We start from the raw sequence: 12,963 nt of genomic DNA on the forward strand, positions 1-12,963 counted from the left end.
TGCGCCGATGCTGATTGCGGGAGTGATTGGGATCGTGGGGACTGCGGCGGCGGTGTTTTTGCATTAGGAGCGGCCCTCGGCCCCACGGGTATAAAACCCATGGCTGGGAGCGGCCAGAGCCGCTGAGCGTCCGTGCCGGACGCAAATGCCAGCTGTCGATAATCCATAATTTGTCCGTCCGGCACGGACGATTAGATGCGAAGCATCTCCCAGCCCCGGGTTTTACACCCGGGGTACGCTTTGGGTTTTATACCCGTAGGCCTGACCGCTTCGGAGAACAACGTTTGATTTCGCGAACAAAACTCAATATTGCTCTTTTTGCATCCCTCTGCGCCCTGCCCATCGCCGCGCGCGCGCAGGAGGCGGTCTCGCAGCCGCCGCTGCCGCAGTTTGCGGCGCAGATCAAGGCCGTGCATCCCAAGACGGTGGTATTCGTTTTCGATGTCTCGGCCAGCACCAAGCACGGCGGCGTATTCAGCCGCGAGCGTACGGCGACCGCGACCCTGCTGCGCCAGGGATGCGTTCCCGGCGATCGGGTCATTTTGAAGAGCTTTGGAACCGGGACGCAGACGGTGTTTGACAAAACGCTCACGACCTCCGCCGATGCGGCGGCGCTGATCGATCAGATTCCTTCCACGCCAGCGCCAGGCCAGGGCACCAATATTCGGGAGCCGCACCATGAGGCGCTGAAGGCGATCGAAGAAGATCTGCCCCACCCCGGCGTGGTCGTACTGCTGACGGACTCGTTTAACGACCGGCCGCTTGAAACCGATCCCAACTATCCGGCGTATTTGAGTTATTACACACTGAAGGGATTGACGGTTTATCCCAGCACCTCGGAAAACCGGGGCTATGAAGGACTTCTCAGCTCGCTAAAATCATCGGACAAGCTGACGGAGTACGGCGTCGGCGTCGGCATTGCCGAGAGTGGACGGCCCATTGAACGACTCCCTGTCGGCCCGGACCAGCTGGATGATATGGCCACGCAGACGACCACCACGACGATAGTGACGCCGGCCACGCCTGAGAAGGCGCAGAGCAATCTGCCGATGATCGTCGGCGGCGTGATCGCCGCCCTCGCCATTCTCGCGTTCGCGGTCATGTCGGCGATGCGAAGTCCTAAACCGCTGCGCCTGAAGCTGGGCGACAAAGGCCACCCCATGGACTATCGGCTGCGTCCCGGCGCCAAGGTGCAGCTGGGCGGATCGCTGGGATCGGGCGGGCCGGGCGACGAGACATTCGCGCTGTCGGGTCTCGCGAAGCCGGCGGCGGCCATCGAGTGGAAGAGCGGCGGATTGTCGCTGGCCCCTGCCGTGAAGGACGGGGACGCCGTCAAGGTCTATCACAATGGAACGCGCTTGGAAAACTCGGTGGCGCTGCGCACCGGAGACGAAATCCGCGTGTCGGTTCCGGCGACGGACGCCGCGCCGGAACGCGAGCACCGGGTCCGCGTGGCCGATCCAAAAGAAGAGATCTTCTGACGCAAAGCGTCCCAAGAAACCCTGCAACCAATTCCCACGTTATGTGTCACAATAATTGGCGGGCCTGCAAAGCCGTTTTGCGAGGCGTCCGCCAATTCGTCGGCACAGGAGGCCGTGTCTCTTTGAAACTTGTCTGTTCCCGAATTGCGTGCATTGCCGCATTGCTGCTCACTCTGGCCTTCCCGGCATCCGCCAAGCCGCCGACGCTGGAAGTCATCATAAACGATCCCCCAATCCGCACAGAAGTGCAGCAAGGGGGCACTTACCCGGTCACCCTTACCTATAAGCAGCCGGATGGCGACCCGCCAACATCGCTCAAGATGATTCTTGAGACCCCGGGCGGCGAGGTGACCGTCCCCGCGACGATCCCAAGCGGCGATCCAACCTTAGGCATCCCAGTCACCTGGAGCTACACGCCCGCGAATTCAGGAACTTATCGATATCATTTCGAGGCGGTCTCCAGCACCGGCGGCAGCGTTCGCCTGCCAGCCGATCCGAAGAACGATTACGAATTTGCCTCGTTCAATCCGATTACCAAGTGGATTATCTTCCTCGTCGGGACACTCGTGGCGCTGGTATTCCTTCCGTTCGTGGTCTACGTCGGCACACGCGCCGCAAACAAGCGCGGCGACCCAGCCGCCGCCTCCCGCGTAGCGCTGCTGGTCGGCGTGATGGCTTCTTATGGACTTATGCTGTATCTGTTCAGTCCAAAAGACAATACTATTCAGTCAGTAATCGGCGCGATTGTCGCGGTGGCGATTTTGATCGTGCTGTTTACCCGAAAGTAGCGCAGGTTTCTCACTCGGGCCGTCCGGAAATCTGAACATGGAACTACGTCCACAAGATCTAGACGCCGCCCACCGAGAGAAGCTTCTGCGCTTGCGTGAGGGCGCGGCCCAGCAGCGTGCTCCGGAACTCCCAGCGTTCTTGAAGAAGGACAGTCAGCGCCGGGACAACCGGCCGTTTCGGATCTTCGCGGCGATATTTCTTGCCTTCTTTCTGATCGATAACGGGATGATTCTCGGCAACTTCAATCATGTGGGGCTGCACTTCTCCCATTGGAGCTGGATATTTCTTTTTGGTATCCCGTTCTGGCGCAAGAAGGTCAAAAACAAATTTCAGGAAAGTGGTTACGTTCAGACCCGCGTGGACGACAAAGCGCCGATCACGCTCATGGAGGCCGATGCGCTGGGCTCCGGCGCGAAGGATCTGGAAGTCGCCTACTCCATGCTGCTCCGATCCGTGATCGAAGCACAGGGGCTAAGCCCCAGCGCTCAGCGTAATGTTCATGAAGCGCTGATCGACATCGGCGATTTGGTCACCAAGCTCTCCGTAAGCCCCGCTCCCAGCATGACGGGCGACCCGGCGAACATTCAGCGCCAGGCCGATGAAACGGAAGAAAGGGCGCGTCACGAATCGGACGCGGTTGTCGCCGCCAGTCTGCGCCGTCAAGCCGATACGCTGCGCGGCAGCGCCGTCCTCGCGGGCCAGCGCAGCACCCTTCGCCGACGACGCGAGGCCGCGCAAGGCGAGGTGCTGACCCAGATTCAAGCAATGCAGGTCAGTTTGGAGAGCCATGCGCTGAGCGGCCAGAACGAAAGCGGCGATTTCGAAGGATTATCGACTAACATTCAGCAAATTGCCGCCGAAGTCAACTCCACGTTGAACGCCCGCGACGAAGTGCGTTCAGTGATTGATCCAAGCTATCAGGAGCCGCCGGTGAACACACAGCGGCTTGGACAGTAGTTCGAAGGGGCCATGGAAATCTATCCTCAGGATCTCAGTGTCCGAATGTACCGCAAGCTGCTCAGCAAGCGCAGCGACGGCGTGTTTTCAGAGGCGGATATTGACCAGGCGTGCGAGTTTCTCGTCCAATGGCAGTCGCTTCCAGAAGGGGATCGAAAGGCGTTTCCTCCATCGCTTTTGAAGATGTGGAGCAGAAAGAAGTCGCGGACCCGTAAAATCGTGTCGTATTCGCTGATCGCCGCAGGTGCGCTGTCGCTCCCGTTATGGAGCCATAACCTGGGTGCGGTCACTCTCGCGCCGTTTTGCTTTTTTGCTTTGGGGCTGCTGCCGAGAGCGGAAGGAAATTCGTCCTACGTCGCAACTATGGTCCAATATGGACATAAACCGATCACCGAACGAGAAGTGTCGGCAGTGATGCCGTTCGCTCAAAGGCTGTGCAGTTCTTATTGGGGACTGCTCAACGCAACGCGGCAGGCGGCGAATATTTCCGACGAGGTCCGAAAGAACGTCCGGACGGCTCTGGATGTGATCGACGAAGCGTTAGACCAGTGTTCCGCGATGACAGCCGACAATGTTACGGCGGAATCCCCGGAAGCGTTGATGCAGCAGGCGGACGAAGTGGATCGGGAAGCTGACACGGAAAAAGATGGCGTCTCAGCCGCCAGTCTGCGGCGGCAGGCGAGCGCGCTTCGCACGAGCGCGGAGATGTCGATACGCTTGGCGACGATCCGCCGCCGCGGCGAAGTGCTGGAGCGAGAAATCGGCGCGCAGATTCAGGCCATGCACGTCAGTCTCACCCAATATCAACAGAGCGGCCATCAGAGCGGAGAAGAGCTTTTGACACTCGCGCGCAATATTCAGCAGGTTGCCGACGCAGCGGCGGCGAACGCCGATGCTCAGGATGAAGTGCGTGCGGCGATTGCTCCCACTTATGAACCCGCATTGATGCAAAGTCTCAAGCAGTAAGTCCAATAGTCCTAACATTTTCGTTCACTTTGAAGAAGAATACTTATGGCAGACACAACGACACCACCACCGCTTCCGACAACGCCCGCGCCCGCGCCGCCCCCCGCTCCCGCGCCGACGATATCGGTCCCTTCCGGAACCGCTTCGACGACGGGGCCGACGGCGGACGACGGCCGGCTTCGGGGAATTTCGCGCTCGATCATTATCGGCGTCGGCGGCACCGGGCATCAGATTTTGCTGGATGTCCGCAAGCGTCTGATCGAGAAATACGAATCGCTGGACAAAATCCCGATTGTCGGCTTTATGCTGCTGGACACGGATCAGTCGATTTTCTCGAAAAATCCAGACTATGACGACGCCGTCAACTTAGACAATGCCGACAAGATCCATACGTCCGTGCATGGCGTGGATAACCTGCGCAAGAACCTGCGCGAGCATCCCCACCTGCGCACATGGCTCGACGCCCGCGTGCTAACGGGCGACATCGATCAGGGCGCCGGCGCGGTGCGCGCACGCGGCCGCCTCGCGTACTTCTGGAACTACGCCACCATCGCCCGCAAGCTCGAAGAAGAGATGCTGAAGGTGACGCGCGACTCCAGCAAGGAAACGGCGATCCGCAATGGCCTGCAAGTAGGCGAGGGCCTGACGGTCTATATCGTTGGCTCCATGCTCGGCGGTACGGGATCAGGCATGTTCCTGGACCTTGCCTATACCGTTCGCAACAAGTTCAAATCGCAGCGCATGCTGGAGATGGTCGGAATGTTCAGCATTCCGCCGAACTCCGAAGCCGTCGCGGTGGACAACCGGCCCAACGCCTACGCGGCGCTGATGGAGCTGAACCACTTCACGGATCCATCGACGACGTTCTCGGCGCAGTATCAGGCCGAGATCCCGCCGATGGAGGACGCCGATCCGCCGTTCCGGTACACATATCTGGTGGACACGTCGTCGCCCTCGGCCCAGTTGGACTCGGTCAAAGATTTGGTGGAGATGATCGGACACTCGATCTTCTTAGATTTGACCTCGGAGTTCCAGCGGCAGAAGAAGTCCAACCGAAACAACTTCGACCAGTTCTTGATTACGGCCGACGGCCTCGGCTGCGCTCAGAACTATATGGGCTTCGGGCTGGCGTCGATCTACTTCCCCAAGGACAAGGTCATGACGGCCTGCTCCAATCGGCTGGCGGGCGACATCGTACGCCGCTGGACGGACCCGCTGGAACGCGTCGTCAATATCGGTGCGTTCACCGATCAGGAGTTATCCCGTCTGGGCCTGACGGTCGACGCGGTGGAGCGCCTTGTGACGACGGCGAACTCGGAATCCGGTGAAACGCTGCGTGATCTTTCGATGGCGCATTGGAATAGCGCCAATCGTCAGTATGAGACGGCGTATCCGGGCCATAACCGGGTCGTGGAGTATCTCGTCGCGCGCCAGAAAGAGTCGGACGCACGGGTCGCCGATACCGATCCGAATCCCGATCTGCTCGCCAAGCGCAAAACGAATCTCGGTGAGTCTGTCTTCCAAATCCAGCAGAACCTCGGCACAGGCATCAAAGCCAAGGATAAAGCGCTGCGCGACTGGGTCAGCGCGCAGGTGAACGATCCTAATCATCGTCACGGCGTCGCCGCTGCGGCTCTGGACACGATGGCCGATCGCTTCCGCACTTATATGACGCAGATGGAGCGAACTCAGGAGGAGCGCAAGAATGGCCTTCAGCCCACGACGCAGACGCGCGATGCGGCGCTTCAGAAGATCAATCGGCACGCCGGCGATATCATGCTCAGCCTGATCGCGACAGCGAAACGGCGCGAGATCGACGAGCAGAAGGACGCCTTCTTGGCCGCCGCCCGTCGCTACGACGCCGAGATGGTGGACATTCGCGGCGGAGAAGCCGCGCTGGTCTTCTACCGTCATCTGCTGGGCACGGTCCTGAGCCTCAAAGCCGAGATGGACCGCTATGTCGAGCGGATCGAATCGCTGCGCGCCGGGTTTGCCCGCGCCGAGCGGGACGCCGTACAGGAGCCGGTGGACGTCAACGGCGAAGTGCTGTTCAATCCCGGCCGCCGCGACACCGATCCGGTGACCGGCGCCGACCGCTATGTCGGCGGCGACATCGATGATCGTTACGCCCACTACGCCGGCAACGCGCTCGACGCCAACAACGCCAGCGTCAATAACTTGATCTCCGACATCCTGGAGAGTCTGGGCACGAAAGCCGATATCTGGGGCGTGCGCGATGGCGAACTGCCCAGAATCGCAAGCACGATCCTTGCGCATACGCGCGGCGTGTTCAAAGCCGTCGAAGAAGAAAGCGTGCTGGACAAGTTCTACAGCAAGTACGGCCAGGACACAGACCGCACCATCCAGACCCTGCGCCGTGTGGGCAGCCTGTCGGCGCCGTTCCTGCATCTTCAAGAGAACGCGCCGAACTACACGCACAACATCAACAAAGAGCAGACTATCATCGGCGTCCTGCACGGCGCGGCGCCGCGCACGGAAAGCGAGCAGCGCTTCCGCACGATGATCATGGATACCGTTCAGGGCGTCAAGGATCAGCAGATCTCGAACTCCAACGAGCCGCACCAGGTCCTGTTCTTACGCGAGCGCGCCGCCTTCCCGCTGCGTCTGCTGCAAGGCATGGAGTCCTACCGATACGCCTACGATCAGGTGAAGTCGCTCGGCGCGGCGGCCAACCCGATCCACACCCGCACGGATATCAAGGACTGGATTCGCATCTCACCGCCGTCCGCCGAGGATCAAAAATCCGCGTGGCGTACGTTCGTGATCGGCTGGGCCTCGGGCGTGATTGACGAGGAGCATGAGTCGCGCTACACGAGCGTCGGCACCCGAGACATTATTTCGTTTGTGGCGAACTACACGGACAAGTTTGGCATGCCCAAAAGCGACTCGCTGGGCGGCTTCAACACCGTGGAGTCCGTCGTGCACGGCTTCAAGACCGACGCCGGCTCCGCGCCCGGCCGGCCGCCCGCCGAAGCCCGGGATCTCGTCCAGCGCCTCTGCGATGACCGCCGTATGCTGGCCCAGATCAACGCCGCGATCGACGAGCGCCTCCGCGCTGAAGGCGCAGCCTTCCTGGGCGCCCGCTTAGTCCAGCACGCGAACAATCAAAAAATGGTGCTCGCGCCAAGCTTCTACGATCCGTACTACAAAGTCCTCACAGATTACCTGGAAGAGATCAACTACGCCGGCGGCGGCCAGGCGCCGGTAACGGCGATCCAAACAGCCAGCGGCGTCCCCGCCGTCATCCCGGCGACGGCTTCTCCCGAACCGGCGCCCGCCGCGCCAGCGCGGGCGACTCTGAAAGAGCGTCTTCTGGAAACGAAAGAGCTTCTCGACGAGGGGTTCATCACGCAGGAAGAGTACGAAGCCCGCCGCCAGGCGATCTTGAAAGAAATGTAAGGCTTCGACCTCGGGGACGGATTTCATCCGTCCCCGGCGTCACATCATAACTTTCTTATGCCCATTGAAAACCGACTGCTGCACCGCCCTGAGCCCGGCGTGCTGTCCTTCTATCCCCACCCGCTCGGGCAGATCGCCGTGCTGGCGCTCGGCATCGCCATGATCGCCGTCGCGCCCGTGCTGCTCGCCAGTCATGGGCACAGCGGCCCCGATCCGATCGACCGCCCGCTGGCGCTGTTTGGAATCGTCTTCGGCCTGTATCTGCTGGGCCTCTCCGGTCCGCAGCGATTGACGGTCCACACGGGAGACCGCAGCTATCGTTACGCCGATTACCTCAAGCTCCCCCTCTCGCGCTTCGCAAACTCTGTATCGCCCCCACGCGTTCCGTTTCTGTTAGCGCCGCGTCAGGGCAATCTCGACGCCGACGCCCAGGGAGTCGCCCTGCGTGAAGCGAAGGGAAACAAGCGCGACTCGGTCCACTGCTGGGTGCTTCTCATCTGGAAGGACGAGACTCGCCTTCCCGTAGTCATCGCCTTCACGCGAAAACCCGAGGACGCCCAGCCGCTGCTTGCCGAAACCGCCGCCTTCCTCGGTCTTCCTATTCTCGATCACACATCTTCCCGCTAATTGTATTCAATCGCTTTTCGTTTTTATACATAACAGATTTTTGTTGACGCCTGCAATTTACCGTGGTAGACTACAAGAAATGTTTTGTCGAGTAAGAAGGATCTCATGGACCACCAGCCCCCACGTCTTGGTAAAATGCAGCTGCAAATTATGCAGGAGCTGTGGAGCCAATCCGAATTGACGGCGCGTCAGATGACCGAACGTCTTTCCCGAATTGCTCCGACGACACACAGCACGGTTCAAACTCTGCTTCGAAAAATGGAGACCAAGGAGTTGATTACGCATGAGGATCGTGAAGGCACATTTGTCTACAGACCTCTTTATCAGCAGTCTGAGGTCAGCGGGGCGCTAGCGAATGATTTTCTCGACCGGGTCTTCCAGGGATCGATTTCCAAGCTCGTTTCACACTTCCTTGCGGAAGGGCGTCCCTCTCCGGAAGAATTGAGCCGTCTGCGCGCCCTCGTCGATTCACTGCCGAAGGAGTAACTGCTCATGGGATGGTCCGACGTTTGTCATCGCATTGTGGAGCTTGGGCTGGGCGTCTTCATTCAAAGCAGCTTTCTGATTGCGCTGGGACTGTTCGCCGGGCGTCTGCTGCGCCGGCGCGGACCTGCCTTTGAGCTTGCGGCCTACCGAGCGACATTCGTGTGTGTCGTCGTCAGTGCGCTGATGGCGTCCGCCACCTTTGGGCGCGTCCGACCTTTCTACCAGATCTCCATCGGCGGCGCGGCGACGGCGGCGATCGATTCCAAAACGCGGACACACTCAGTCGCCATGACGCACGCGCCGACCAAAGTTTCGAACCCCGCGTCCCAGATTTATGAATCCTCCGCCACGATTGGTGTTTGGCGGTCGGATCGCATGTACGCCGGCCTTCCGAGTCTCTATGAGATCATCGTCGGACTCTGGCTGATCGGCTTTGCCGTTCAGATACTCTGGCTTGTTGGCTGCCACGCAGCGCTTCGACGGTTTATGCAGCGAGGCAAATACACCACTGCGGAGCCTCTCGTTCGCATGCTGTCCGAGATCACGGCGCGCGCTGGGACCCCGCCGCCGTTTCTGATGCTTCACCCGGCCGCGCAAAGCCCATTTCTAGTGGGCGTGCGAAGCCCAACGATTGTCGTCCCTACGGGCGCCCTTGCACAATACGGAGAGGAGAGAATGCGCGCCGTTCTGGCGCATGAAGTGTCCCATTTTCTTCAGCGTGATTGTGCCTGGAACCTCGCCTTTCGCCTCGCCACCGCGCTATTTTGGCCACAGATGCTTTTGCATATCCTGTATCGACGCTGGCAGGAAGCGGCGGAGTACGCGTGCGACCATTGGGTGCTGGCTCATGCGTGTCCGCCCCGCTTCTATGCAAATTGCCTGCTGAACATCGCCGAAGACCGCGCCGCGCCCCGCTCGCAGCGCGCCCTGGCGATCGGTGTGGCTCCCTTCCGATCCATGGTCGGAAAGCGTCTTGTTCGGATTGCCGGCTGGAGCGGCGGCAAACTCGTCGAACTCTCGCGCGCAGGGCGGGTCGCAATGACGTGCGCCGCGGCGATCGCCGCGGGAGGCGTTCTCTTCCTCGTATCCGCAAACGCCGGCGCGCGCTCGGCTGACAACTCTCAGCAGCGTTCCGCCTTACTTCCCATCCCCAGCACATCAGGCAGACAATCCCACCCCCGCGAACCCCATATGACGCCGAAGAAGCGCAATGAACGGAGTATGCTGGCCGCGCTCACAAGTGGAGCCGTGCGCGTCAAACTGCCTGCCCCAGCGGCGCCCAAGCGCATTGCGATCTCCGAACCGATCACTCCTAAGCTCGATCGAAAAGACGAACAGACCGCGTCCCCATCCACAGCGTTGACTGCTGTCCCGACGCCAGTCGAGAGCGATCACAATACGACAGTCACTTCCGAAGGCGGGGATCTGGGAAAGGCCATCACCCTCGATTTCACGGACGCTCCGGTACAAGAGGTTCTCGCTCAGTTACTCCAGGCGAAAGGCGCCGATTATACGATTGACTCCGATGTCACCGGCGTTGTCTCCGTTCACCTTACTCAGGTCAACTCAGATACGGCTCTCAAAACGGTCATGCGCGCATCCAGCTCGCCACTCACTTACGATCTGATCGATAATGTCTATCACATCCGAATGAAGCGATCTTCATCACTGGAAAATTAACTCCCGTGCCCCTTCCAGAAGAACGGATAAATATTTCTTGACAATCGCAATCTACCGTGGTAAACTCTCTTTATAATTTACCACGGTAGATTGCGATTCGACACTTTGTTTTTGGGAGAATTTCAGACATGTCAAAAAAGAAGATCATCCTGCCTGCACTGTTTGTCCTCACGATGGGCTTGATCGGCGTCGGATCGGCCGCTTCGGCTCAGGACAATTCGCCGTCGGCAAGCAGCGCCAGCCAACAAAAAGTAACGCTCAATTTCAAAAATGCGCCGATCCAGGATATCCTGAAGTCCTTGTTTGATGCGACGGGCCTCAATTATACAATCGCTTCCGACGTTGTCGGAACCTTGACGATGCATCTTTCCAATACGTCAGCGGAGACGGCGCTCCGATCCATCCTGCGCGCTTCCAATCCTCCACTTACCTACGATCTGACGGACAATATCTACCAGATCAAAGTGAAGCATCCTTCGGGCGAGACATCGGCGCACTAAGACATCGCTCAACAGTCGTCTCTGTTCCCTCGCTGCAACGATGAAACAGCAGGGGAACAGACACAACCAGCAATTCTGATTTCGCCGGGAACCAAAGTCCTTTTACTACTATTACTATAGTCATTAGTCGTTCTGTGGTATGATAGGATCTGCGGCGTTCACCCTTCAAAGACCAGGCGCCGCGCTTTGGCGAAACATGAATTATCACAATGCTGTGGCCGGACTTTTTGTCGGCTTGATCGTCGGCGCCACGGGGATGGGCGGAGCCTCGCTGATGGCCCCCATCCTTATCTATCTTTTCCATTTCAAGGCAAAATACGCCATCGGTTCTGATCTCGCATATGCGGCCATCGCAAAAGTGTTCGGCTCCTGGCAGCAGAAGCGCGCAGGGAATGTCAATCTGAAGCTGGTCTTGCAGATGTCGGCGGGAAGTATTCCATCATCGCTGCTGGGCGTTTGGGCGCTGCACACTATCGACAAACGCAGCGGCGGCGAGGCTGACCGGATTATGACGCATCTGCTTGGTGCCGTGCTTGTCCTGGTAGCGGTGGTGGTGCTGTCGCGCTCCATGCCCCGCGTGGAAGCGTGGTTCGAGCGCCGGCGCGGACGCGAGGTCAAGCATGGACTCATCTGGGCTGTCATGGTCGGATGCGTCGGCGGGTTCTTAGTCGGCCTGACCTCCGTGGGCGCCGGCACGCTGTTCGGCGTCGCCTTGATTTTTATCTTCGGGCTGGGAGCGCGCGAGGTCATCGGCACGGACATCTACCATGGCTGCCTTCTCTCGGCGGCGGCCGCACTGGGGCATGTCTGGGTGGGTGATGTCGATTACGGCCTGGTCGCCAGCCTCCTCATCGGCGCAATCCCCGGCGTACTGCTCGGCGGCCTCGTTTCCGCCCGTCTTCCCGAACGCGCCCTGCGCCCCACCCTGGGCACTGTTCTCCTCCTCTCCGGCCTCAAAATCCTCTCATAGTTTCTGATCGAAAGCATGCGGACAGTAATTTCAAAAACAACTTTACTTATTTGCGATATTCACATTTTCCGGAAGGAGACTCACGAATTCTCGGCGTATAAGCTCGTGGGATAATGAAAGGAGTATCATCACTGTCCCACATCAAAGGAGACGGATTATGAATCTCACTCGACCAGCAGCCATCGCTGCGATTTTGTGTCTCGCCGCCGCCGCGCCAAGCGTCGCCGCGTCCTCCACCTTCAATGTCAGCGGTGAAACCGTCACATTGACGGAAGGCGTTCCATTTATCGCCGGCCAGGACGCCCCTTACATCTTCGCCGGCGACTTCAACTTTTTCTCCAATGGAGGCGCCGTTGGCAGCGCCGGAATTTCTCTCAATGGGACGAATATCCTATTCTCTCCCAACGTCACCATCGTCAACAGCGATAGCAACGGCTACCCGACGGATGAGTTCTACGATCTGGTCGGGGGCGGAGATTATGATTTTGGCCCCCTCGGACATGTGCTCGTTCACGGCGTTAGCGGTCATGTCTATATTACCGGAGCCGCTGGGGACGCGCCCGCGCTGGTCTCGCTGACTCTCCACGATGTCCCCGCTGCGGTTCCTGAACCCGGTGCATGGACGTCAATCAGCTTCGGGCTGCTCGCCGTCGCGGGCCTCGTCTGGAAACGCCGCAGCGCCGCCTGTTAACCGTTCGCCTTAGTTGCTGCTATCGCAGTACAGCATACATCCCGCGTGGCGCATTCATGCGCTGCGCGGGATTTTTAACGCTGGCATTGTTTGATAACTGCAGTTGCTGATTCCCGCACATGCGCAGGATCGCGTCAGCGCAGACCCTACGATGTATTGGGGGTGATTGACGAAGGCGCGCATGGGGCACAATTCTAATCAGCAAGACTTGAAAAATTCTTACGGAAGATTTCTGATGAAGGAGCAGCGCAAACAATGGACAAACGGACACGCTCGGTCCTCACGGTCGCCGGCGGCGTGGCGATCGCATTGGGAGTGCGCCAGGCGGTGCGCTCGGCGCGGGCTTACGATCTGACGGGAAAGGTCGTGCTGGTGACCGGCGGTTCACGCGGATTG

At 59.4% G+C, this 12,963-nt stretch carries 11 protein-coding genes; all 11 read left to right on the plus strand.

Going from position 1 to position 12,963, the window contains the following annotated elements:
• Window positions 1-284: 284 nt before the first annotated feature.
• The 11 genes from ABIZ35_RS01655 to ABIZ35_RS01705 all read left to right on the plus strand — a co-directional run bounded on the left by ABIZ35_RS01655 (window position 285) and on the right by ABIZ35_RS01705 (window position 12,567).
• A complete protein-coding gene (locus ABIZ35_RS01655) occupies window positions 285-1,481 on the plus strand; it encodes a VWA domain-containing protein (protein ID WP_348218136.1) in 1,197 nt (398 codons plus the stop codon).
• A 122-nt stretch (window positions 1,482-1,603) separates the two neighbouring features.
• Window positions 1,604-2,269: a hypothetical protein gene (locus ABIZ35_RS01660; RefSeq protein WP_348218137.1), complete on the plus strand. Its 666-nt coding sequence runs from the start codon at window positions 1,604-1,606 to the stop codon at window positions 2,267-2,269.
• Between the two features lie 37 nt (window positions 2,270-2,306).
• Complete coding sequence (locus ABIZ35_RS01665) at window positions 2,307-3,227, plus strand: hypothetical protein (protein ID WP_348218138.1); 921 nt, start codon at window positions 2,307-2,309, stop codon at window positions 3,225-3,227.
• Between the two features lie 12 nt (window positions 3,228-3,239).
• Window positions 3,240-4,193 (plus strand): hypothetical protein, encoded by a 954-nt coding sequence (locus ABIZ35_RS01670; RefSeq protein WP_348218139.1) that lies wholly within the window; start codon window positions 3,240-3,242, stop codon window positions 4,191-4,193.
• A gap of 45 nt (window positions 4,194-4,238) precedes the next feature.
• On the plus strand, window positions 4,239-7,613 hold the full coding sequence (locus tag ABIZ35_RS01675) for a tubulin-like doman-containing protein (RefSeq protein WP_348218140.1): 3,375 nt from the start codon (window positions 4,239-4,241) through the stop codon (window positions 7,611-7,613).
• A 57-nt stretch (window positions 7,614-7,670) separates the two neighbouring features.
• Window positions 7,671-8,240, plus strand: coding sequence for a hypothetical protein (locus ABIZ35_RS01680; protein ID WP_348218141.1), 570 nt, complete (start codon window positions 7,671-7,673; stop codon window positions 8,238-8,240).
• 105 nt (window positions 8,241-8,345) lie between these two features.
• Window positions 8,346-8,726: a BlaI/MecI/CopY family transcriptional regulator gene (locus ABIZ35_RS01685; RefSeq protein WP_348218142.1), complete on the plus strand. Its 381-nt coding sequence runs from the start codon at window positions 8,346-8,348 to the stop codon at window positions 8,724-8,726.
• Window positions 8,727-8,732: 6 nt separating this feature from the next.
• A complete protein-coding gene (locus ABIZ35_RS01690) occupies window positions 8,733-10,406 on the plus strand; it encodes a M56 family metallopeptidase (protein WP_348218143.1) in 1,674 nt (557 codons plus the stop codon).
• 128 nt (window positions 10,407-10,534) lie between these two features.
• A complete protein-coding gene (locus ABIZ35_RS01695) occupies window positions 10,535-10,906 on the plus strand; it encodes a secretin and TonB N-terminal domain-containing protein (protein WP_348218144.1) in 372 nt (123 codons plus the stop codon).
• 196 nt (window positions 10,907-11,102) lie between these two features.
• Window positions 11,103-11,876 (plus strand): sulfite exporter TauE/SafE family protein, encoded by a 774-nt coding sequence (locus tag ABIZ35_RS01700; RefSeq protein WP_348218145.1) that lies wholly within the window; start codon window positions 11,103-11,105, stop codon window positions 11,874-11,876.
• Between the two features lie 157 nt (window positions 11,877-12,033).
• Window positions 12,034-12,567: a PEP-CTERM sorting domain-containing protein gene (locus ABIZ35_RS01705; protein WP_348218146.1), complete on the plus strand. Its 534-nt coding sequence runs from the start codon at window positions 12,034-12,036 to the stop codon at window positions 12,565-12,567.
• The last annotated feature ends 396 nt before the right edge of the window (window positions 12,568-12,963 follow it).

It is taken from the genome of Capsulimonas sp., from assembly GCF_039929585.1.
GTDB lineage: Bacteria > Armatimonadota > Armatimonadia > Armatimonadales > Capsulimonadaceae > Capsulimonas.